We start from the raw sequence: 22,036 nt of genomic DNA, 5'->3' as shown, positions 1-22,036 counted from the left end.
TATGAGGAGGATTACGCATGAGCAACAGAAAACCGATTATCGCAGGTAACTGGAAAATGTTCAAAACAGTATCCGAAGCTGTAACATTTTTCTCCGAAATTAAAGGCAAGGCTGAGGTTGATGGTGTAGAGAGCGTCATTTGCGCGCCTTACACAACGCTACCGGCGCTTGTTGAAGCAGCAAAAGGCACTTCGATCGCAATCGGAGCGCAAAACGTTCACTTTGAGGACAATGGTGCATTCACAGGTGAAATCAGCGGAGTAATGTTGAAGGATCTTGGCGTAAAATACGTTATTATCGGTCATTCCGAGCGCCGCGCTTATTTCGCGGAATCGGATGAGATCGTGAACAAAAAAGTTCATGCTTCCTTCAAAAATGGCTTGCTTCCTATCGTTTGCGTAGGCGAGAAGCTGGAAGAGCGTGAAGCTGGACAAACGAAGGACGTATGTAAAGTGCAAACGGAAGCGGCCTTCCAAGGCGTATCCGCAGCACAAGCGGCAGAAGTCGTTATCGCATACGAGCCAATTTGGGCAATCGGAACAGGCAAATCCTCTACTTCCGAGGACGCGCAGGACGTTATCGGATACATCCGCGGCGTTGTTGCAGGTCTTTATGATCAAGCAACTGCAGATGCGGTTCGCATCCAATACGGCGGCAGCGTAAAGCCTAACAACGTAGCTGAATATATGGGTCAAGCAGACATCGACGGCGCACTTGTCGGCGGCGCGAGTCTTGAGCCTGCATCCTATATCGCACTGGTCGAGGGGGCCAAGTAAGATGGCTGCTCCAAAACCTGTTGCGCTCATTATTCTCGACGGCTTCGGCTTGCGCGATGATGTTACCGGCAACGCCGTTGCACAAGCAAAAAAACCAAATTACGATCGTTATTGGTCGACTTATCCGCATACGACACTAACGGCATCCGGCGAAGCGGTCGGATTGCCTGAAGGGCAAATGGGCAACTCCGAGGTTGGCCACTTGAATATCGGCGCAGGCCGTATCGTATATCAGGATTTGACCCGAATCAGCAAATCGATCCGCGACGGCGAGTTTTACGATAATGAAACTATTCTTGGCGCTGTGCGTCATGTAAAAACAAATAGCAAGAAGCTTCATCTGTACGGTTTGCTTTCGGACGGCGGCGTACACAGCCATATTGAGCATTTGTTCGCTTTGCTGGATCTAGCGAAGAAGGAAGAGCTTGAGGAAGTTTACATCCATGCTTTCTTGGATGGACGCGATGTGTCTCCGGACAGCGCGAAAGGTTACTTAGAACGCCTGCAGGCGAAGATTGAAGAGGTTGGTGTAGGCCGTATTGCAACGGTTCAAGGCCGTTATTATGCAATGGACCGCGACAAACGCTGGGAGCGTACAGAGAAGTCTTACCGTGCAATGGTATACGGCGAAGGCCCTCAATATTTCGATCCGATTCAAGCAGTAGTTGAATCCTACGAGAAATCGGTTTATGATGAATTCGTTATGCCAACGGTTATTGTGGATGGAGAAAACAAGCCGGTTGGTCTTGTGGAATCCGAGGACGCCGTTATTTTCTTTAACTTCCGTCCTGACCGTGCGATTCAATTGTCGCAAGTATTCACAAACGAGGACTTCCGAGGCTTTGACCGCGGCGTGAATCATCCAGTTAATCTGTATTTCGTTTGTTTGACGCTATTCAGTGAAACTGTAGGCGGATTCGTTGCGTATTCACCAAAGAACCTTGATAATACGCTTGGCGAAGTACTCGTGCAAAACAACAAGACACAACTACGCACTGCAGAAACGGAAAAATATCCGCATGTTACGTTTTTCTTTAGCGGCGGACGCGACCATGAGCTTCCTGGCGAAACTCGCGTGCTTATTAATTCCCCTAAGGTCGCAACGTACGACCTGAAGCCGGAAATGAGCGCTTACGAGCTTGCAGAGTCCACGGTACGCGAGATTGAATCAGACAAGCATGACGCGATTATCCTAAACTTCGCTAACCCTGATATGGTTGGTCACTCCGGCATGCTGGAGCCTACGATTAAAGCGGTTGAAGCGACGGATGAATGCCTTGGCAAAGTAGTGGAAGCAGTACTTGCCAAAGGCGGCGTTTGCATCATTACGGCTGACCACGGTAATGCTGATATGGTATTTGACGAGAATGGCCGTCCGTTTACGGCGCATACGACGAATCCTGTTCCGCTTATCGTAACGAAAGCAGGCGAGACGCTTCGCGAGGGTGGCATTCTTGCCGATATCGCTCCGACGCTTCTTGATCTTCTTGAACTGGCGAAGCCAAGTGAAATGACTGGCATTACATTAATCAACAAGAATTAAAAATAAAACTTTAAAAGGAGTGTTTTCTCTCATGTCAATTATCGTTGATGTATATGCACGCGAAGTGCTTGATTCCCGCGGGAATCCAACTGTAGAAGTAGAGGTTTCTCTTGAGTCCGGCGGCAAAGGCCGCGCAATCGTTCCATCCGGCGCTTCCACTGGCGCATACGAGGCTGTTGAGCTTCGTGACGGCGACAAATCCCGTTACCTAGGTAAAGGCGTTTTGAAAGCTGTTGAAAATGTTAACACTGAAATCGCTCCTGAAATCATCGGTTTGGACGCTCTTGACCAAGTAGCAATCGACCGTAAAATGATCGAGCTTGACGGTACGCCTAACAAAGCGAAGCTGGGCGCTAACGCGATTCTAGCTGTATCGATGGCAGTCGCTCGCGCAGCTGCTGACGCGCTTGATGTGCCTCTTTACACTTACCTTGGCGGATTCAACGCTAAAGTGCTTCCAGTTCCAATGATGAACATCATCAACGGCGGCGAGCACGCTGACAACAACATCGACGTTCAAGAATTCATGGTTCTTCCTGTCGGTGCTGAAAGCTTCAAAGAAGCGCTTCGTATCGGCGCTGAAATCTTCCATAACCTGAAAGCTGTATTGCATGACAAAGGTCTTAACACAGCTGTTGGCGACGAAGGCGGCTTCGCTCCTAACCTTGGTTCGAACGAAGAAGCAATTACAACAATCATCTCCGCTATCGAGCGCGCAGGCTACAAGCCAGGCGTTGACGTATTCCTCGGTATGGACGTTGCTTCCACTGAGTTCTTCAAAGACGGTAAATACGTGCTTGCAGGCGAAGGCAAATCGTTTACACCTGCTGAGTTCGTTGACCTTCTTGCTTCATGGGCTGACAAATACCCAATCATTACAATCGAAGATGGCTGCTCCGAAGACGATTGGGATGGTTGGAAATTGCTTACTGAGAAGCTTGGCGGTAAAGTACAGCTTGTTGGTGACGACCTGTTCGTTACGAACACTGAGCGCCTTGCTGACGGTATCGACAAAGGCGTGGGTAACTCGATCCTGGTTAAAGTTAACCAAATCGGTTCGCTTACTGAAACTTTCGATGCAATCGAAATGGCAAAACGCGCAGGCTACACAGCTGTTATCTCTCACCGTTCAGGCGAGAGCGAAGACAGCACAATCGCTGACATCGCTGTAGCTACAAACGCTGGCCAAATCAAAACAGGCGCACCGTCCCGTACGGACCGCGTTGCAAAATACAACCAATTGCTTCGCATTGAGGACCAATTGGGTTCAACTGCTCAATACGCAGGCAAATCAGCATTCTACAACTTGAAAAACTTCAAATAAGACGCATTTTATTTTGCGGCTTATGGAGAAGGGTATGTCCAATCAATCGGGCATGCCCTTCTTTTTTTAACCTGATAGTTCGATTATGGATGTAGGACATAATAAACAAGTAAAGGATTATGAGATTAGGCGGTGTAGAGCGTGGCGAAACCGGTTGTTGGCATACAGATGTACTCTCTTCGGGATCAGACCGAAATTGATTTTTTGGGCACGCTGGAGAAAGTATCCAAGATAGGTTACACGGCTGTCGAATTTGCAGGTTTTTTCAAAACTCCGGCTATCGAGTTAAAAAGCAAGCTAAAGGAGCTCGGGTTAACCGCGCCCTCTGTACATGTGCCATTAAACTTTAGTGATTCCAAGCATATGGAATCTGACTTTGCCGGCCAAATCGAATATGCCAAGGAGCTTGGCGTGTCTTACATTATTACGCCTTGGGCACCGCTCCCCGAACAGCCAAGCAAAGATAACGTGAAGTATTTAATTGATGTGTTTACGAAATGCGCGCAGCAGGTAAGGGCTGCAGGCATGCAGTACGGGTATCACAATCATGAATTCGAGTTTAAGTTAGTGGAAAAACAGCCGATAATCGATCAGCTATTGTCTGGCATACCGACGGAGCTCATGATGATGGAATTCGATTTGGGCTGGGTTCATATCGCGGGTTATAAGCCGGCTGACTATTTGAAGAAATATAAAAGCCGGGTGCCTTTAGTCCATTTGAAGGATTTCTCCAAAGGTTTGAGGGATGCGGAAATCGGCCAAGGTGAGGTAGGCTATTCACAGTTACTTAGTGAATTGGAGCCGGCAGGCGTAGCCTATATGTTTGTTGAGCAGGAGCAGTTTGCATCGAGCTCGCTTGAAAGCGCGGCTAACAATTATAAATTTCTAAAAGAGCATGGGTTTGCATAAAAGGCCGTACAATGGGGTTGTACTATTGTAATTTGTGCCCAGCTATGGTACACTCGATTTACGTGTTTTTACGGAGCTCCTATGCTGGAGGTGGAATGAATGGATATCTTATTGAAGATCGTGCTCGTTATATTTTCTGTCGGCCTGATTGCTGTTGTATTGCTGCAAAAGGGTAAGAGTGCAGGCTTGTCCGGAGCGATTACGGGCGGTGCTGAGCACCTGTTCGGCAAACAGAAAGCGCGCGGTTTGGATTTGTTCTTGCAGCGTTTGACAGTGGCACTGGCAGCTGGCTTCTTCATATTAGCGCTTGTTGTATCTTACTTCGTAAAACAATAACGTACACACACGCAGAAAGCGAGGATATTCCTCGCTTTTTTTGTATTTTCATCATAATCACGGATGCGCGGGTTCCATTTCGTGTATACTACATGGTATATGATAATCTATCAACCTGTTGCAAGCGAAGCTAGAGTATTTGAACAGGTTTCTGAGGAGAATAAATAATAATGACCAATCACGAGCAGGAACTGCTTGATTTTATGAAAGAAACGGCTTATAAGCCGATGACTTACCAAGAGCTTGAGAAGCATTTTGGCATTGAGGGAGCTGCGGAGTTCAAGGAATTCCTTAAGCTGCTCAACAAGCTGGAGGATGAAGGAAAGATCATACGGACACCGAATGACCATTACGGCGTGCCGGAACGGATGAATTTATTGCGCGGCAAGCTGCAGTCGCATGCGAAGGGCTTCGGTTTCCTGATTCCGGATGAGAAAGATCACGGCGACGTGTATCTGCACGCGAATGATCTGAAGAGCGCGATGAACGGCGACATTATTCTCGTTCGGGTCACTTCAAGGAGCGAGCATGGCGGACGTATGGAAGGCGAGGTCGTCCGTATTGTCGAACGGGCTGTAACGCAAATCGTCGGTACGTTCGAGGATCACGAGGTTTATGCTTTCGTCGTGCCGGATGACAAACGGATTAACCGCGATATTTTTATACCTAAAGGCGGTTACCAAGGCGCAGTTTCGGGCCAAAAGGTCGTAGTGAAAATTGTTTCATATCCGGAAGGACGATCTGCGGCTGAAGGGGAAATTGTCGAAATTTTAGGACATAAAAACGACCCGGGCGTCGACATTTTGTCGATTATTCGCAAGCATCAGCTGCCGGAGGGTTTTCCGGATGAAGTAATGGGTGAGGCTGAGGCAGCACCGGATTCCATCACGGATGAAGAAATCGTGCAGCAAGGTAGGCGAGATCTGCGCGGAGAGGTCATTGTTACCATAGACGGCGAGGACGCCAAGGATCTGGATGATGCCGTGCATGTGAAGCGGTTGGAGAACGGCAACTATTTGCTGGGCGTACATATTGCTGACGTAGGCTACTATGTAAAAGAAAATTCAGAGCTTGATCAAGAGGCATACCGCAGGGGCTGCAGCGTTTATTTGGTCGACCGCGTTATTCCGATGCTGCCGCATCGTTTGTCGAATGGGATCTGCTCACTCAATCCGAAAGTTGATCGTCTGACGCTTTCTTGCGAGATGGAGTTTGATGCTGAAACGCTGAAGCGTGTGCGCCATGATGTGTTTACGAGCGTTATCCGTACGAAAGAGCGGATGACCTATACGAATGTGAAAAAAATATTGACGGCGAATGAGGAAGAACCGCAAACAGAGCTCAAGGAGCGTTATGCGGATTTACTGGATATGTTCGGTCTCATGGAGGACCTGGCCATGCGCCTCCGTTCGAAACGGATGAAGCGCGGCGCGATTGACTTCGATTTTCAAGAATCGAAGGTCATTGTGGATGAGAACGGCAAAGCGGTTGATATCATTAAGCGTGAGCGTTCTGTAGCAGAGCAAATCATTGAAGAATTCATGCTAGTTGCGAATGAAACGGTTGCTGAGCATTTCCACTGGCTGCGCGTTCCATTCCTTTACCGGATCCATGAGGACCCGTCGCAGGAGAAGCTGCTTAATTTCGTGCAGTTTGCGGCGAACTTCGGTTATGTCGTGAAGGGTAAAGGCAATTCGATTCATCCTAAAGCGCTGCAGACACTGTTGGAAGACATCCGCGGCACAAAAGAGGCAACCGTGATTTCGACGGTCATGCTTCGATCCATGAAGCAGGCCAAATATGATGCGGAGAGCCTAGGACATTTTGGGCTTGCGGCAGAATTTTATTCCCATTTCACATCGCCGATTCGCCGTTATCCCGATTTGGTTATTCACCGCGTGATTCGCGAGGTGCTGGATGGCAAGGGCCAATTGACCGAGGCGCGTCATGAAGCGTTGACCGCGCGGATGCCGGAAATCGCATCACATTCGTCTGAACGCGAGCGGGTGGCGGTTGATGCGGAGCGCGATACGGAGCAGCTGAAGAAATGTGAATTCATGCTCGATAAGGTCGGCGAGGAATTCGAGGGTATCATCAGCAGCGTAACGAGCTTCGGTATGTTTATTGAGCTGGAAAATTCGGTCGAAGGCTTGATTCGTTTGAGTGATATGTCAGACGACTACTACAACTTCCATGAGCAGCATATGATACTTGTCGGCGAACGCACGTCTAAAATTTATCGGATTGGCGATGAAGTAAAGATTCGCGTTACTCGTGTCAGCATGACGGAGCATACGATCGATTTCGAGCTTGTTGATATGAAGCCGCGCAGCGGCAAAGGCATTCCAAGCAGTTTTGGCGGTGATCGCGGAGGCAAAAAACGTGGCGGCTTCGGTGATCGCGCCGGAAGCGTTGATCGCGGTCGAGGCGGCAAGGGCCGCGGCGGAGCGAGCGATGGCAATCGCGGTGGAAAAGGCGAGAGCGGAGCAAGCAAGGATGGCAGAGGCCGCGGGGGAGCAGGCGATGGAAATCGCGGTGGCAGAGGTTCCGGAGCGGGCAGCCAAGGCGGAACAGGCGAGAGCAATCGCGGCGGCAAGGGCCGCGGCGGCAAAGGTGGCGGCCGCGGGGGATTTGGCGGCGGAGTCGACCGCAGCGTAGTCGGAATTGTCGAGCAAGCCAATCCGTGGCGGATCGATGCGCCTGACAGCGGCCGCGGAGGCGGAAAGCGGCGCGGCCGGGGTGGCGCCGGCGAAGCCGGAGCTGGCGTGAACGACGGCGGGAATTCGCCGGCGGATCGCGGGCCGGGGCAAGAGGCGGATATGTCGCCGGGCCAAGGCAGGGATCAGTCGCGCGGAAGCGGTAGCGGATCGCGGACGGATATGTGGGGCCTGCCCATCCGCAGCGGCGGCGGGCAAGGCGGTAATGGCCGAGGCGGAGCCGGGAAGCGGCGGAGCGAAGGCAGTGGCGATGCGGCGAAGCGGAAGAATACGTCGCCGAGCGGTGTGTTTAATGGCGAGCGAAATGCGGATGCGACAGGCGCGGAAGGCAGCGGCGGCGCTCCAGGAAAGAGCAAGCGGAAGAAGAAAAACGAAGGCGGAGGGAACGCTACGGCTGCGTTCGTTCGCAAGAATCGCAAGTAGAAATTAGGGGCGGCGGTTTCCGATCTATGACATAATTGGAAGCCGCCGTGATCTGGACAATATGGGAAAATATATTTAAGCTCGTCGCTTGCTTTTTAATTCTGGGTATAGTACACTCAAATCAATCGATAATATGAACCTGAATTCACATATTGAAAAGGGTGTCATTATAGTCATGAAACCCTTTCCAATGTGTGAATTTTTTGTTTAAAGACAAACCAGGCGCATATTAATATTATTTTTTTGGAGGTTTTTACACATGCAACAAGGTACAGTTAAATGGTTTAACGCAGAAAAAGGTTTCGGCTTTATCGAAGTTGAAGGCGGCAACGATGTATTCGTACATTTCTCCGCAATCACTGGCGAAGGCTTCAAAACTCTTGAAGAAGGACAACGCGTAGAATTTAACGTTGTTCAAGGCAACCGTGGACCACAAGCAGAAAACGTTGTAAAGCTGTAGTAGCTTACGAACGTTGATAAAACCGCCTTTGACCTTACGGGTTGAAGGCGGTTTTTTTGTATATAAATAAGCTTGTGTTTTTGGGAATAGAGGCTGTGTATTACCGAATTTGATCTAGAATTTGACGCGCCGTCCGGACAAGTGCGCCATCGATGGGTGCCGTGACTCCACCGTTTCTTACACCCGTTCCAAGGTGTACGGCTTGCGATTTCGTTGCTGCCAAGAAAGCAGGTAAGGAAGCAACGGTTAATCCACTTCCTGGCATTATAGTTATAGCATGTCCATAACTTTGATCATTCAACCTAATGATTTGATCGACGGCATCAATCACGCTTGGTTTTCCGCCTGAGGTGAGCAGCCATTTAATTTGCAGGTATTTCATTAACGTAGACAGTGCATCTTCTTGGTCGGCAATTTCGTCAAAAGCACGGTGGAAGGTGATAGGAAGGTCTCCGGCTGCTTCCAGCAGTCGCTCTAAAGCTCCGGTATCAATTTCCCCATCCGGGCGCAGACATCCTAGAACGAATGCATGAATACCTAATCGTCGGGCTTTTCCCATATACGCAATCATGTCACGCAAATCAGCTTCATCATAGACAAAGGACTGGCTGTGTGGTCTCACCATGACATGTATGGGAGTGGTTTTGGGAAAGGGCGTACTGTTTGATTGTTCGAGTCGTTTAAGAGCTTCAACTACCGCAACGATCGTATCTTCATTGGGGCTCAATCCCCCTTGATCAAAGGCTGAGATAAGCTCTACACGGTCCGCACCGTGCAATGAGGCTGTAACCGCTTCATCGGCTGTAGTAGCAATGATTTCAAGCAGCATGGGAATTCTCCTTTTTTGGCAGGGCATTAGAGAAGAATGCTTAACCGCTGCCTTGATTTCCGTTCCTAAAGTTGTTACAATGAACACCAGAATACGTGCACCACTATTTTAGCTTAAATAAGTCGAGGTGACTAGCATGGGTAAGAAGAGTGACGGCAAGCAGCTCGCCCAGAACAAGAAGGCTTCCCATGACTATTTCATTGAGGAAACGTTCGAAGCAGGCATGGTGCTGCTCGGTACAGAAATCAAATCGCTCCGCAACGGTAGGGCGAACATCAGTGATGCTTTTGCTACGATTCGTAACGGTGAGTTGTTCATAAACAATATGCACATCAGCCCGTTCGAACAAGGGAATATCCATAATCCCACCGATCCAACGCGTGCTCGCAAGTTATTGATGCACAAGTCACAGATTCACAAGCTCTTGGGCTTGTCGAAGCAAGAAGGATACGCTATTGTTCCTTTGAAGATCTATGTGCGCAATGGATACGCGAAGCTGTTGATTGGACTAGGTAAAGGTAAGAAGCAATACGATAAACGCGATACGGCAGCTAAGCGTGACGCTCAGCGTGATATCCAGCGTGCCTTGCGCGAGAAACAGAAGGTCGCTCGTTAAGCGGTTATTTCCATGGAAGCAAACAGCCATTGCTGCCAATAACAAATATGCACATATGCTGCGCATTCGTGTTATACTAAGGCAGTAGCAACGGCAAGACAAACAAAGTGAGTAACAAAGTGAGTAATCAAGCAAATGCATTCGTGCTAGACAATCGGAACGGCCTGCCAGATGATCTGATCATTCTGACAGTAACTGCTCCTTAATCCTAAAGCTTCAATCGAGCTAAACGTTAGTGCCGAGCCTATACATGAAAGTCGTGTAGATCTGCAGCTAGCCGTTTATGCAAAATTGGGGGCGTTTATGGATTCGACGGGGATTGTACGAGCGCGGGTTGCGGGTAGCAGGGAGTCGTCTGCTTCATCAACGCTAAAGCCTATTAAACGGCAAACAACAAACAAACTACGCTTTCGCAGCCTAAGAAACTGTGTGCGTGCTTCTACCCAGCATCGTCCATGTGACTGGATTAGGGGCTAACAAGTAGTGGAATACGCTGTCTCATCTCCGCCTGCGGTGAGCTGAAGAAGACAATCAGGCTGACCCAACGTATAGCCGGTTACGGGGCGATACTCGGGTGACATCAAAACTGTGACTACACCCGTAGAAGCCTGTGTGGCGTGATCTTCGGACAGGGGTTCAAATCCCCTCGCCTCCACCAATATGAGAAACCCGACCTCGTGAGGTCGGGTTTTTGCTTTATAAGTGTTGAGAATTTTGATAAGATGTACATACGTTATAAAAGTAATAACCGTTATAAGGTATAACTGGTTGAAGGCCGATCATAATATAGGAAGGAGAATGAATATGAATGGTGTGATCAAAGTGACAAATGATAGGCAGAATATGAAGCGTTATTCACGCAAAATCGGAAGAATGGGCAACAGCTTGGGAGTAAGCTTGCCAAAAAATCTGGCTGAAAAGTTGAATGTCTCACAAGGCGATGAGATTGAATTTATTGAAAATGATCGTGGTGAAGTGGTATTGAAAAAGGTTCGGCAAGTTCAACTCCCCGATAATGTAAGACCAGAAGTTCTTGAAGCGTTCTTTGACGTGTTTGAAGAAGATGAAGGTATCCTTGAGGATTTAAGGGATAGATGAAATGACAACATTCCTAACCAAAGAAGAGGTTATTTCTGCCCACTACTTCATGATGAAGAAAATGAACGACGCAGACCAAGCGGGTGTGAAGGATCACGGCTTGCTGGAATCTGCGGTACATAGACCTCAGCAAAGTGTTTTTGGAGAAGATGCTTATCCAAATTTATTTGACAAAGCCGCTGCCCTACTAGAGTCTCTGGTGAAGAATCATTGCTTCCACAATGGCAATAAACGGACAGCCTATCTGGTTACAAAATCATTCCTTATGTTGAATGGAAAACATCTAAGAATGGAACGTAAATACGCAGTGGAATTTATCGTAGATATTGCAAAAGGAATTCATTCGTTGGAGACTACAGCAAACATTTTAAATGAACATTCTGTCGACAGATGATTCATAGGGGCGTTTGCTCGGGTGACATCAAAACTGTGACTACACCCGTAGAAGCCTGTGTGGCGTGATCTTCGGACAGGGGTTCAAATCCCCTCGCCTCCACCATGTAAATCCACAACCGCATGAGGTTGTGGGTTTTTGCTTTTCCTTAAAAGCTGAAAAGCAACCCTCAGAATTAACACCTCATACTCCTTGTAAACTATCACCTTTTCTACATAGCTGTTAATGAATTTCCTGATCACAGGGATATTGCGATCGGCGACATGATCTTTAAATAATGTAAGCAATGACGGAGCGCATCCTCTGTAATGACCGTTTGTTGCTTTTTCGAAGAATGCTCGAGGATAAACTGCTCCAACTTCAGCTTCTGTGCTTCCAATTCCTCCAGCTTACTTAATAGGGATGCGTTGGACACGCCGCTGGGACAGCGCTCACGATGTTACTATAGCGAGATGGTTATCTGGTTATAACCGTATCCGGCCATGAACATACTTAGCTTGAACACTTGTAGGTAGTAGAGAGGTTTTCCGCTTTCCGCTCGATTGTCAATCAGTTGCCATAGCGCCATTTGCAGCTTGACGCCGATGGCTCGGTCTATGCTGGATCGGAGAACACTCGCTTCCATTCTTCTAATGGTTCGATGGGGTATCTGGAGAATGGGAAGCGGGACGGGTGCTTGTCGATTCGCTCCTGGATGATCGCGGCGACGGCTCGATGTTCTTTTTTATTGAAGCTTATAGACATTTTTGATCACTCCGTTTTTAAAATAAAGCGAAAGTGTCGTCTTATGCAACTTGTTGACGTGAGTGGTCTGGTCAAGGCCCTGATACTCGAATTGTTACTTGGAGCAAGTGAGAATAAGATAGAGGGGCCGAACCCAGGTTCGATCCGCACGTAGAGAGCGATGAGATGCTTCGAAGCGAAGGTACAGCGTCTCGGCCCCCCATCATGTAAATCCATAACCGCATGAGGCTGACTTTAGTTGGCGAATGTGGTAGCAACGAGATGTTTGCTGCATGTTACAATATATCGTTGGGAATAATGAGTCTCAAATTTTCGATTTTTAATTTTTATCAGAAAGTGAAGTTTGACAAGAAATATCTTATAGGCATGCCAATAGGAGAACTCTCAGTTTTTCTCTTGGATTTAACATACGATGATGCTCTAAAAACGATTGCCAGTGCAAATAGCGGTTCAAATAGGGCTGCGCTACGCCTCTCATATTTGTATACATCATATCGAATTTGGATTGAAAATATTGTACGTTCCTGTTATGGTGCAGCACTCGCTGACTCGTCAAGGAGGAGTTGACGTGAGAGAGCCGTCTTCCTTTCAAGGATATGAACGTATCAGTTCTAATGAGCTGTCGCTTGGTTTTTAACGCATCAAGTAGAATTAATGAGACTTGAATGCGGCCACGTCGATCATATTGGAAATAGATTCGCTGCGTATAAGGCACAACAGAGCTGCATCGACTACGCAATCCCTTATGCGAAGGGTTGATTTCGCGAATTGATGTTTCGATTAGGACTTCTGAATCGACGTTTAAGTCAGCGACGAGGTCAGTCATATATCGTTCTATGTATTGAAGCACCAAGTGCCGCCAAGTATGAGCGGTAGTCGGACTAATATGTAGTTCTTTAGCAATTGTTCTTATAGGAGTACCCTCCAGCATCAATCGGAGAAAAGGGATGAAATGATCACGCAACTTCCGATTGTGAAACAATGTTCCGGTTAAATCATTAAAATGCAGATTGCATGGTTTACAGAAATATCGGCGGCGCTGTTTTGCGGAGTCAAAAAATCCATAACTGGTACTTGTTCCGATCTCATTGCATTGAGGGCATACAATATCCCCGGAAAGATGCTTGCGATCCCGGATTTCGTCTACATGAATGGCATGGAGTTCGCTGAATTGTTGAAGTAAACGGCCTTTCTTCTCTTTTGTAGCCGTTATTAACTGTTTCCATAACAGATTTTCTACATTCGATTCATTCAACGTAAGCCCACCCTCCATTTAAATGTATATTAATTCCATAAATTAACTATAATCGATCGAACTGATGTTTGGCAACTACAAATTGTAACATTGTAATAGGACTGTGAACCTTTCCAGGCTTAACCGCTTGCCAAATCACATTAATCTACTCAAGATGGTAATTAGTGAAGAAGTGTTTGATGGGGGAGAGCAATGGACATGAATACACATAACCAAAAGGCAGGCATCTTGGCTCAGTCATTGCGGGGCATCCCGGAATTAAAATATGTTAATGCGGATAATGTCGTTCGATATCGAGCAATTATGAGATATTGTTACCAGGAATATAAGAGGCTGCGCTATTGGCTGAAACCAGAGGATGTGCATGAGGCGCTCGTTGTTTGGCAGGTGTGGCCGGGCTATACACTTGAGATGTGTCAGCATGATCTGGATCAGCTTGTTGAGTGGAACAACCTTACAGCGCGGCATGATGGTGGACGCTCTTCCACGTTGGAAGAATATTTGCGGAAAAAGATGCAATATTTTATGCGGCCCTATTCGATTGAGATCGAGCGGCTTCTGGAGACGCTGGAGAAGGTGACCGGCTTCGGTGGATCGCTCGAGTCTTCCCTATTCGATCGGATTGCGGACGGTTTATTCACGATTCGGCGGGTTGTCGATGAAATCTCCCCAGAGGAAGCTCTTGATATTTGGCAGAATCTCTACCGATCGTTTGTCAGTTTACATGAGAATGCGGCAGACTACATCGCTAGTCTGCAGACAGCAAGGGCAGAAGAGATGATGGTAACGGAGGCTTTTCTTGTGTTTAAGGAGAAGCTAACTGAATATTTGCAGCAATTCGTTCAGGCATTACAGCGTAGCGCCTATAAAATCGAAGGGAATTTGCTGCGCATAAACGACATTATTCGGGAGCTGTTTCTGAAGCGAGTTGCCGAAGGGGAACTGAATAAGCCGCGTCTGGAGGAAGGGCCTGATCAAGAAGAATTGATGGAGGAGCTTCGACAAGGGTTCGCTAACATTCAGCGCTGGTTTATCGGGGAAGGCAACGCGCATAGTGAGTTGACTTTGTTGGAGAGGGCAACGAAGGATGCTATTGCACGGATTGTACGCAGTGCGATTCGAATACAGGAGCGTAAACGTTCCGGTTTGAGCCGTAAAAGAGAGCTGGAGCACCTTGCCCGCTGGTTCTCGGAATCCGAAACAGTAGAGGATGCTCATTGTCTAGCAGCATTCGCGTATGGCTTGTTTGCGACTCGACACTTGCAAGGAGAAGATTTGCGAGAATCGGATCGGTCAGACATGTCCTCCTGGGAGGAAAGACCTATGATTCGATTACTGCGATCACGCAGCCGCAAGCGCGGTGAACGTCAACGAACAGAGCCTGTTGTCAATAACGGGAAACGCAAGCAGCAAGAGCGAGAAGCGTTCAAGCTGCGACAAGCTGAGGAATGGCGAATGATAGAGGGATTGCTGCAGCAAGGGCAGGTGCGGATGTCAGAGTTTGGTGTACTATCGAGCCAGGAACGGATCAGGCTGTTGCAATGGATTAGCCGGTGCATGACAGCCGGAACATCCAGATCATTCATCACGCCGGAGGGCGTACGCATCCGACTGTCGAGACCAAGCGTTGCGAGTGAACGAACGATGTTATATACGGAAGATGGAGAATTGGAGTTGGAAAATTACGAGCTTCACTTTACACTGACTGATGCGTATGTGGAAGCTGCCGCCTCCAGAGAATGACTGTGATTCTTATTAAGCTTTCAGGAGGGAAGAGAGATGGCAACCGGGGCATTGCGAAGAGCAAGCAAGCGGAAGAAGAATGAAGAGCAGGTGGCTGAGCGCAAAAGAGCCGGCATGCACGCGTTGTTGAACCGTCCATGGATTACGAAAGAGGAAGATCCGGACATTTATTATACGATTAAGGATCATTATGAAGAGCTGCGAGGCTGGTTCATGGACAAAGCGGGATTTCCGCTTATTATGACGAGAACGTTGGCCAAGCTGGACAAAACGCCGGTTAAAGCGTCTCCGTGGATGGGATTCGCTGAATTCAGGGAGAAGCAGGACTATATCTTTTTTACCTATAGCTTATGGTACTTGGAAGGAAAGACGGAGTTTGATCAATTTCTGCTATCCGACATCGTGGAGGAAGTGCGGGAGCAGATGCTAAGCGCAGGCCTCGACGCTGATTGGCGTATTTATTCTCATCGATTATCCATGACACGTGCGCTTAAGAAGCTCAGAGCATTAGGGGTTCTTCACAGTGTGGATGGGGATGAGACAAGTTGGGCGCAGGATGCGGAGAAAAATGTGCTCTATGAGTGCTCTCCCGCTTCCCGTTATGTATTGCGGCGGTTTCCACGGGATCTAACAGAATGCAATCGACTAGAGGAGCTTGAGGATCCAATTCCTTATGCAGAAACGCAGGACGGCCAGTCGATGCGTCGAAGACATCGTGTGTATCGAAGGCTGCTTCTGGAACCGGTTATGACGGATCAGGCCTGGGACGAGGAAGATTTGCAGTACGTACTCTGGCAACGCAGAGCTATTATTGACCAAATGGAGAAGACATTCGGCTTTGTGGGCAGACGATACAGGGAGGGGCTCTTGTTCTTTCACCCCGAGTTGACGAGTGAGAGTGAGCTTTTTCCGACGATGTCGGCAGGATCGGATTTAGCTATGCTGCTCGCGGGGGAGCTGCGCAAACAGCTATCCGATACTGCAATGACAAGCAGTAAGCTCTATACAGAAGAGAACGGCACTATTAGAGTGACAAAGGCAGAGATGGAGACGATGTTGTATCGACTTCAGCAGAAACATAAGGAGTATTGGAGCAAAGAAATGCGGGAAAGCGCTTCGCAAGAGTTGGCTGTGTTATGTATGGAACATTTGGCAGAATGGGGGCTTGGACAATGGGAGAGTGATTCCACCTTCCTTGTTTCACCTGTATTAGCCAGATGGAATGCAGAGTACGGAAATGCCGAATTCGATTAATTTGGAGGATAAACAATGGTGTTGATATCGCAAATGGAAGAGCAGACCGAGAAGTCAGCAACCACGGATCGCTGGCAGATGAATCGAGCAGGTATTTTGAATTTCTGGTATTACGATGAGGATGAATTCCAACTGGAGGATGGCCGCTTGATTTTGCGCGGTTCGAATGGATCAGGCAAATCGGTTACGATGCAAAGCTTCCTCCCACTTGTACTGGATGGTGATAAACGAGCGCATCGGCTCGATCCTTTCGGATCCCGTGATCGCAGGATCGAGTACTATTTGCTAGGCGAGGATGACGGAGGCAAGGGAAAGACAGATTCGACAGGCTATTTGTGGATGGAATTCAAGCATACAAGATCAGGTGCATACAAGACGATTGGCATAGGTCTTAGAGCACGAAGAAATGTGTCACAGGTGCAGTTCTGGGGCTTTGTCATAGAGGATGGCCGAAGAGTCGGGCAACAGCTTTGGTTGTATGACCGAAACCGCTGGATCGAGGATGAGGCGCGTGTACCTTATGACCGCAAGGAGTTAGAGGCGATCATTGGTGGTGGCGGAGTCGTTGTCCAAGACCAGAAGTCGTATCAGGATCTAGTGAACAAGCAAATATTTGGATTTGCGGATGTTGATGCATTTCAAGATTTGTTGCAATTGATGATCCAGCTGCGAAGTCCGAAGCTGTCGAAAGATTTTAAACCGTCTGCAATCTATGACATTCTTCATCAAGCACTGCCACCGCTTGTAGAGGATGAGCTCCGGCCGTTGTCGGAAGTGCTCGAGGATATGGATCAGATGACCGATCGACTAGATGAAATTAGACGGCAGCGCAGTGAGATGGCCAAACTGCAAGAACGCTATGAGCTGTATAACAAGCATGTACTCTATACCAAATCGGAGGAAATGCTGGCTGACAAAGTGGAATACGATTCAGTTGCTGCCAAAGTAAGTCAGACCGAAGCGGAGCTGGCACAAGCTGAGCAAGAGAAGGCGGAAGTGGAGGAAGAGCGTACGGTAATTGCACGTAAACTTCAGGAGATGACGGTAGAGCAGTCCGTTCTGGAACAGCATGAAGCAATTGGTAAGCAGAAAGAATATGAGGCTGTGAATGCTGCGCTGAAGGATACGGAGACGCAGTACGAGCGCTCAAATGAGAAGCTCCGTAAGGATCGGATCAATCAGGATCGGTTGAACAATGAACTGGAAGAGGCTCAGTATGCCCAAGCCCAATCGCAGCGCGAGCAATCGGAGCTGCTGGAGGAGCTGGAGGGTGCAGCTGGTGACATGGAGTTTACAGAGCATACGATCTATCATCTCTACTGGGCTACCGGCGTGCCGCAAGACGATGCGTGGAAGGAAGCGTGGCGAAACGATATTCGGTGCCATCGAGAACGGGTGGAGCGGGCATTAGCGAAAGCAGCACAGGAGAGGGAAGCCTCGGCAATGGCCAAAGAACGCGAAATCGAGCTTGGTGAGGCTAGTCTGGCTAGGGATGAGGCAGAGCGCGACAGGAGCGATAAAGACAATCGGTTGGAGGATCAGAAGAATGTGCTGAAGGATGCGCTGCTGTTCTGGCAAAGCAGATTGGTACAATTGCCATTTGTCTCGGAGGATATGAGTGCAGTGTTCTCAGCGATTCGTCAATTCGGTGCGGAGCAAGTCTCGTTCGAGCCATTGCGGGAAACGATGCTGACCCGTTATACGAATAACCGAGAATCGCTAGTGGATCAAAGGCTCGTCATGGAGCAGGAACAGAAGGAGCTGCATGATCGCCGCGATCAGCTCGAGCAGGAAAAGCTTAACTGGGAGCAGAGCAAAGAGCCGGAGCCTGCGCGCATCGAAGCAAGAGCACGTTATCGGGGGAGGAACGTTCAGTCGGGCGCTCCGTTGTATGCGGCGTGCGACTTTCGTCCCCATGTTTCAGAGAATCTGCGAGCTAAAATAGAAGAAGCTCTTGAACGTACGGGGATGCTGGATGCGTGGATTACACCGGATGGCAAGGTTGGCGCTTGTGAAGACGGGGAAGAAGAGTCGTGGGTTATTCCACACCCGATTGAGTTCGGTTACACGCTCGCTGATTTGCTGGCTCCGAACGTACCGGAGAACAGTGCATTAACGAATGAAATGGTCGATCATGTGCTTAGAAGCTTTCTATGGGATGAAGACGGGAGCCTGCTGGATGAGGGTGACTTCAACAGTATTATTACAGGCAGTGGCTCCTATCGTCTTGGAGTGCTGGCTGGCCATGCGGCGGTTAAGCCCCGCGCCGAGTTTATTGGCAAGGAAACGCGAAAGCGGACTCGCATGCTGGAGATAGAACGACTTAAGGCGATTATTGCTCAAATCGATATCCAGCTACAAGAGAGCAATCGATTGATGCATGAACAGCTGGAGCGGGAAAAACAACTAATCGCGGATCGGGATGCTTATCCAGGTGGGCAAGAGCTGCTTAACGCCTTGCAGGAACTGAAGGAGGCAGGCTACCGTCTGCAAGCCGCACAGGGGCAGGAGGTGAAGGCGCTTGAGCGCTATAAAGCCAAATCCGAAGAATGTCGGTTGCTGCAACGCGAGCTGCACGATCTGACGACGAACTGGACGAGACTCAAACGAGAGAAGGAGCTGTCTGAAGCGATTCATGTTATTCGGGATTACGAGAGTGCTTTATCAGATATTTTCTCCGCTTGGCGGCAGTTTATGGATACCCAGGCTGCCGCATTGCGGATGCAGGAGCAATTGCAAACGATCCGACTGGAAATGGAGGACGAGGAGGATTTCGCTGATGTGCTGGATGCGCGGCGTCGGGATCAGCGTGCGAAGTCAGAAGCATTGAGACGTGTTATTGAGGAGCTTGGCTTGGCCGACGTGGCAAGAAGGCTAAATGAGATTAGAGAGGAAAGCGAAATTTGCAGGAATCGCGATAAGCAGCGAGCTCGTGCGCTTGACGACTTGAAGGATCAGGTGTCGCGTGCAGACGCCAGACTTATGTTGCTGCAGGAGCAAGCGGATGGGTTACAGATTCAACTGCAGAAAACGCTTGAAGGGCTTCAGCTAGAGCTGGGCAGAGGGCTTGTGAAGGAATGGCGGGAGAAGCTCGTATCAAATCCGATCACGGAGAGCTCTAAGCCCGTGTCTGCGCAGGAGCCGTTCCAGTTGATCGCGAAGCAGATCAAGTTGGAGTACGAATCGCTATTCTCCAGAAGAAAAGACGAGAATGTATCGAACGCTTTGCTAATGCAGTTTAACGCAGCGCGAATGCTATTGACAGAGTTTGTGCTGCAGACCGTTCTGGACGAATTGACGGGGCGAATTCTCGTTGTATCGATGCGCAATCCGCATCAGCCGTTGCCCCCGCAAGTCATATTGGAGGAACTGGAGGAACAAGAGAAAGAACAAGGTGCGCTCTTGAGCGAGCGTGACCGAGAGTTGTATGAGGACATTATTTTGCGTAGCGTAGGCAAAGCGATTCGGCAAAGGATTCATCGGGCAGAGCAGTGGATTCGCGAGATGAATAAGTTAATGGAAGCAAGGGACACTTCTAGCGGGCTTCGTCTTAAGCTGGAATGGGGGCCTAAGGCAGCGTCCGGTGAGCAACAACTGGATACGAGTGAGCTGGTTGAGCTTCTAAAGCGCGACTCACAGCGATTACGGGAAGATGAAATCGAGGCGATGATTCATCACTTCCGTTCTCAGGTACAAGGGGCCAAGCAATCAGCGATAGACGAGAAGGAGTCGCTTCGATTGCATTTGTACAGTGTACTGGATTATCGGAATTGGTTCCAATTCGAGCTGAAATATAAGAAAGGGGAACAAACCGGCTATAGGCCGCTGACAGATGCGCGCTTTAACGTCATGAGCGGCGGGGAAAAAGCTATGGCAATGTATATTCCGCTGTTTGCCGCTACATCTTCTCGTTATTCGGATGCTAGACATGATGCGCCGCGATTAATCTCGCTTGATGAGGCTTTTGCAGGTGTCGATGAGGAAAATATGCGTGACATGTTCAAGCTGCTTACGGACATGGGATTTGATTATATGATGACTTCCCAGGTGCTGTGGGGCTGCTATGATACAGTTCCGATGCTCGCTATCTATGAGATTTATCGGCCTAAGGATGTTGATTTTGTCACTTTGTTCCGTTACCGTTGGAACGGCAAACGGAAGGAGTATGTCGAAGGGAATAATACAGTGGTATGAGCAGTCAACGGAATTTAGAGAATCGAACAGTAAGTTATTTCTCACAATCTGGTTTCTACCGCCTGCTGCCAGCCATATGGAGGCGTTACGCCAGCCTGGAGAAGACAGGTGGTCATGCTATCGTGCATGATGCTACGCATGATGAATGTGAAGCGATAAACACGTTTATGGGCTGGAACAAAAAAGCGGGGACTACGATTCGAGTGCCGCTGCTGGATTTCGAGAAGGAATTGCGTGAATCTGTGTTCCCATGCGACTCGATCCCTGACTTGCATAAACTCCTTGTAGGAAAGTTATTGTTAACCAAGTCGGACGAAAAGCTTCTGGCCGAAGAAGGCTGGCAGCAACTCTTTTCTAATGTTGAACGGCAGGCGGAAGGAAGCGAACTTGAGCCAGCTTTGCAGTTCTGGCTGAGTGAGCTACAACAAGGAACCGTAACTGCCGGGTATCGGATGCTGCGTGATCTGTGGAAACAGTCCCCTGCAACAGCTGAATTGGAGTTAATGGTTGCGGTTCGTGCATGGATTAATCGCTTTGCGATAGCCCAGCAACTCGGACGTTCGACTCTTCGATTACCTGTGCTAGCTGCATCGGTATCTGGTGATTCGCATGCGCTGGATCGGACGACACCGGCAGGACGTTTGCTGTTCCGGGGCTTGCGATTTGATCAAGAGAGAAGAATGAGAGATAGCCAGAAGGTAGAAGCAGTCGGCCTGAACGATGATGACGGCGCAGTAGATAGTCTGAGAGCAAGAGAGATTTACCGGACAGCGGGAATTCTGGATGACGATTTGTCATCATTGGTTCACGTTTATCTTCCGGGTAATGGGACTGTTGCTCACCCCTATGTAATGACGTTGAGGCAAGTAGAGGTAATGGTGGAAATACCTCTTGTTTCTGATATATATATTGTTGAAAATCCTCCTGTGTTCTCGACACTGGTTGATTGCAGGGGAACGACGATGGGCGGAGAGCGAGAAGAAAAAAGCAATCATCCACCTCCCCCTTTACTTCTATGTACGAGCGGCCCAGCTAGTGCTGCTGCTTTGAGGCTACTGGATCGTTACATCCGAGAGGAGTCATTGGCGGGGAAGCTGTATTACTCCGGTGATTATGACGTAAAAGGATTAGGAATCGGAAACGTATTGGCTAACCGCTACCCGGACCATTTCGTACCATGGCGATTTGATACTGAAAATTATATTAATGTTGCAGCAACCTTACGAACGGTTCCATTCTCGATCGAGGAGTGTGATCGTTTGCAAGAGACAAGAGCTGCATGGGACCCGGAATTGGCCATTGCTCTCAAAGAAAACGGTGAAAAGCTGTACCAAGAACAACTCATTCTGCTCCTGATGGAAGACTGGAATCGTGCTAGAAAGGTTCTTTAAAGTAAAATAACCCAGCTCTGCTAACGAAGC

At 48.7% G+C, this 22,036-nt stretch carries 16 protein-coding genes and 1 other RNA gene; 15 read left to right on the top strand and 2 right to left on the bottom strand.

The window, feature by feature from the left end; all coding sequences use genetic code 11:
- Nucleotides 1–17 precede the first annotated feature (17 nt).
- From tpiA to RCO25_RS11110, 7 genes are all read left to right on the top strand, one after another.
- Entirely contained in the window at nt 18–776 is a 759-nt protein-coding gene (tpiA, locus tag RCO25_RS11140) for a triose-phosphate isomerase (protein ID WP_308996224.1), read from the top strand.
- Between the two features lies 1 nt (nt 777).
- On the top strand, nt 778–2,319 hold the full coding sequence (gene gpmI, locus RCO25_RS11135) for a 2,3-bisphosphoglycerate-independent phosphoglycerate mutase (RefSeq protein ID WP_308996223.1): 1,542 nt from the start codon (nt 778–780) through the stop codon (nt 2,317–2,319).
- Between the two features lie 31 nt (nt 2,320–2,350).
- Entirely contained in the window at nt 2,351–3,643 is a 1,293-nt protein-coding gene (eno, locus tag RCO25_RS11130) for a phosphopyruvate hydratase (RefSeq protein WP_308996222.1), read from the top strand.
- Nucleotides 3,644–3,784: 141 nt separating this feature from the next.
- Entirely contained in the window at nt 3,785–4,552 is a 768-nt protein-coding gene (locus tag RCO25_RS11125; protein WP_308996221.1) for a sugar phosphate isomerase/epimerase family protein, read from the top strand.
- A 99-nt stretch (nt 4,553–4,651) separates the two neighbouring features.
- The gene (secG, locus tag RCO25_RS11120; RefSeq protein WP_308996220.1) at nt 4,652–4,888 is read left to right on the top strand and encodes a preprotein translocase subunit SecG; all 237 of its coding nucleotides are present in this window, start codon (nt 4,652–4,654) and stop codon (nt 4,886–4,888) included.
- A 170-nt stretch (nt 4,889–5,058) separates the two neighbouring features.
- Nucleotides 5,059–8,028 (top strand): ribonuclease R, encoded by a 2,970-nt coding sequence (gene rnr / locus RCO25_RS11115; RefSeq protein ID WP_374992095.1) that lies wholly within the window; start codon nt 5,059–5,061, stop codon nt 8,026–8,028.
- A gap of 259 nt (nt 8,029–8,287) precedes the next feature.
- Complete coding sequence (locus tag RCO25_RS11110) at nt 8,288–8,488, top strand: cold-shock protein (protein WP_028609190.1); 201 nt, start codon at nt 8,288–8,290, stop codon at nt 8,486–8,488.
- A gap of 100 nt (nt 8,489–8,588) precedes the next feature.
- On the opposite strand, the gene RCO25_RS11105 is transcribed toward RCO25_RS11110, so the two are convergent.
- A complete protein-coding gene (locus RCO25_RS11105; RefSeq protein WP_308996219.1) occupies nt 8,589–9,317 on the bottom strand; it encodes a copper homeostasis protein CutC in 729 nt (242 codons plus the stop codon).
- Between the two features lie 136 nt (nt 9,318–9,453).
- Here RCO25_RS11105 and smpB point away from each other — a divergent pair, with 136 nt between their 5' ends.
- The 4 genes from smpB (at nt 9,454) to RCO25_RS11085 (ending at nt 11,425) form a co-directional block, all read left to right on the top strand.
- A complete protein-coding gene (gene smpB, locus RCO25_RS11100) occupies nt 9,454–9,933 on the top strand; it encodes an SsrA-binding protein SmpB (protein ID WP_308996218.1) in 480 nt (159 codons plus the stop codon).
- Between the two features lie 293 nt (nt 9,934–10,226).
- Nucleotides 10,227–10,591: a transfer-messenger RNA gene (gene ssrA, locus RCO25_RS11095) on the top strand.
- A gap of 146 nt (nt 10,592–10,737) precedes the next feature.
- Nucleotides 10,738–11,031 (top strand): AbrB/MazE/SpoVT family DNA-binding domain-containing protein, encoded by a 294-nt coding sequence (locus RCO25_RS11090; RefSeq protein WP_308996217.1) that lies wholly within the window; start codon nt 10,738–10,740, stop codon nt 11,029–11,031.
- A gap of 1 nt (nt 11,032) precedes the next feature.
- Nucleotides 11,033–11,425 (top strand): type II toxin-antitoxin system death-on-curing family toxin, encoded by a 393-nt coding sequence (locus RCO25_RS11085; protein ID WP_308996216.1) that lies wholly within the window; start codon nt 11,033–11,035, stop codon nt 11,423–11,425.
- A gap of 83 nt (nt 11,426–11,508) precedes the next feature.
- On the opposite strand, the gene RCO25_RS11080 is transcribed toward RCO25_RS11085, so the two are convergent.
- Nucleotides 11,509–11,712, bottom strand: a complete 204-nt coding sequence (locus RCO25_RS11080) for a hypothetical protein (protein ID WP_308996215.1) — start codon at nt 11,710–11,712, stop codon at nt 11,509–11,511.
- Nucleotides 11,713–13,622: 1,910 nt separating this feature from the next.
- Here RCO25_RS11080 and RCO25_RS11075 point away from each other — a divergent pair.
- The 4 genes from RCO25_RS11075 to RCO25_RS11060 are packed head-to-tail and all read left to right on the top strand — an operon-like array spanning nt 13,623 to nt 22,006.
- Nucleotides 13,623–15,167 carry a TIGR02677 family protein gene (locus tag RCO25_RS11075; protein WP_308996214.1) on the top strand — a complete coding sequence of 515 codons (1,545 nt, stop codon included), beginning with the start codon at nt 13,623–13,625 and terminating at the stop codon, nt 15,165–15,167.
- A 36-nt stretch (nt 15,168–15,203) separates the two neighbouring features.
- Nucleotides 15,204–16,421 (top strand): TIGR02678 family protein, encoded by a 1,218-nt coding sequence (locus tag RCO25_RS11070; RefSeq protein WP_308996213.1) that lies wholly within the window; start codon nt 15,204–15,206, stop codon nt 16,419–16,421.
- A gap of 15 nt (nt 16,422–16,436) precedes the next feature.
- The gene (locus RCO25_RS11065) at nt 16,437–20,615 is read left to right on the top strand and encodes a TIGR02680 family protein (RefSeq protein ID WP_308996212.1); all 4,179 of its coding nucleotides are present in this window, start codon (nt 16,437–16,439) and stop codon (nt 20,613–20,615) included.
- Nucleotides 20,612–22,006, top strand: a complete 1,395-nt coding sequence (locus tag RCO25_RS11060; protein WP_308996211.1) for a TIGR02679 domain-containing protein — start codon at nt 20,612–20,614, stop codon at nt 22,004–22,006. The genes RCO25_RS11065 and RCO25_RS11060 overlap by 4 nt, the downstream gene beginning before the upstream one ends.
- Nucleotides 22,007–22,036: the final 30 nt, after the last annotated feature.

Source organism: Paenibacillus sp. LHD-38 (assembly GCF_031157315.1).
Classification (GTDB): Bacteria; Bacillota; Bacilli; order Paenibacillales; family Paenibacillaceae; genus Pristimantibacillus.
Note: the sequence above shows the minus strand (reverse complement) of the source record. Positions and strands in the feature narration are given on the sequence as shown.

What these genes read in the sequence shown, in the direction of transcription:
- tpiA (WP_308996224.1), top strand. Translation starts at nt 18, where the DNA reads ATGAGCAACAGAAAACCGATTATCGCAGGTAACTGGAAAATGTTCAAA.
- gpmI (WP_308996223.1), top strand. Translation starts at nt 778, where the DNA reads ATGGCTGCTCCAAAACCTGTTGCGCTCATTATTCTCGACGGCTTCGGC.
- eno (WP_308996222.1), top strand. Translation starts at nt 2,351, where the DNA reads ATGTCAATTATCGTTGATGTATATGCACGCGAAGTGCTTGATTCCCGC.
- secG (WP_308996220.1), top strand. Translation starts at nt 4,652, where the DNA reads ATGGATATCTTATTGAAGATCGTGCTCGTTATATTTTCTGTCGGCCTG.
- rnr (WP_374992095.1), top strand. Translation starts at nt 5,059, where the DNA reads ATGACCAATCACGAGCAGGAACTGCTTGATTTTATGAAAGAAACGGCT.
- RCO25_RS11110 (WP_028609190.1), top strand. Translation starts at nt 8,288, where the DNA reads ATGCAACAAGGTACAGTTAAATGGTTTAACGCAGAAAAAGGTTTCGGC.
- RCO25_RS11105 (WP_308996219.1), bottom strand. Translation starts at nt 9,317, where the DNA reads ATGCTGCTTGAAATCATTGCTACTACAGCCGATGAAGCGGTTACAGCC.
- smpB (WP_308996218.1), top strand. Translation starts at nt 9,454, where the DNA reads ATGGGTAAGAAGAGTGACGGCAAGCAGCTCGCCCAGAACAAGAAGGCT.
- RCO25_RS11090 (WP_308996217.1), top strand. Translation starts at nt 10,738, where the DNA reads ATGAATGGTGTGATCAAAGTGACAAATGATAGGCAGAATATGAAGCGT.
- RCO25_RS11085 (WP_308996216.1), top strand. Translation starts at nt 11,033, where the DNA reads ATGACAACATTCCTAACCAAAGAAGAGGTTATTTCTGCCCACTACTTC.
- RCO25_RS11075 (WP_308996214.1), top strand. Translation starts at nt 13,623, where the DNA reads ATGAATACACATAACCAAAAGGCAGGCATCTTGGCTCAGTCATTGCGG.
- RCO25_RS11070 (WP_308996213.1), top strand. Translation starts at nt 15,204, where the DNA reads ATGGCAACCGGGGCATTGCGAAGAGCAAGCAAGCGGAAGAAGAATGAA.
- RCO25_RS11065 (WP_308996212.1), top strand. Translation starts at nt 16,437, where the DNA reads ATGGTGTTGATATCGCAAATGGAAGAGCAGACCGAGAAGTCAGCAACC.
- RCO25_RS11060 (WP_308996211.1), top strand. Translation starts at nt 20,612, where the DNA reads ATGAGCAGTCAACGGAATTTAGAGAATCGAACAGTAAGTTATTTCTCA.